The 298-nt window shown below is 57.4% G+C and carries 1 protein-coding gene; it reads left to right on the forward strand.

Annotated elements, in window-relative coordinates:
* Positions 1 to 31 precede the first annotated feature (31 nt).
* Positions 32 to 298 (forward strand): hypothetical protein (locus EHS19_RS10900; RefSeq protein ID WP_175578435.1); only part of this gene is annotated, 267 nt, incomplete at its 3' end.

Genomic DNA, 298 nt, shown 5'->3' on the forward strand with positions numbered 1-298 from the left:
GCGTGGCGAAGAGGATGAAAGGAAGCCCTCTATGGTGAACACACCTTGGAAGGACGATACGGGCGGTTGGAGGCGTTTGCTGCGCAGCCTGCTCGCGGGCATGCTCGCGGTCGCCACATTGGCGGGCACGTTCACGTCCGCCGCCTATGCGGATCCGATTGGCGGCGGGAGCAGTTCGATCTCGCAAAACGAGACTGCTAGTGTTAATCACGATACATCGCAGGCCAATTATTCCGATGCAACGAATCCGTTGGATCCCTTTGCAAAAGCTGGCGCTGGGAACGGAGATAGTTCTAAT

The organism is Bifidobacterium jacchi (assembly GCF_009078285.1).
Lineage (GTDB): Bacteria > Actinomycetota > Actinomycetes > Actinomycetales > Bifidobacteriaceae > Bifidobacterium > Bifidobacterium jacchi.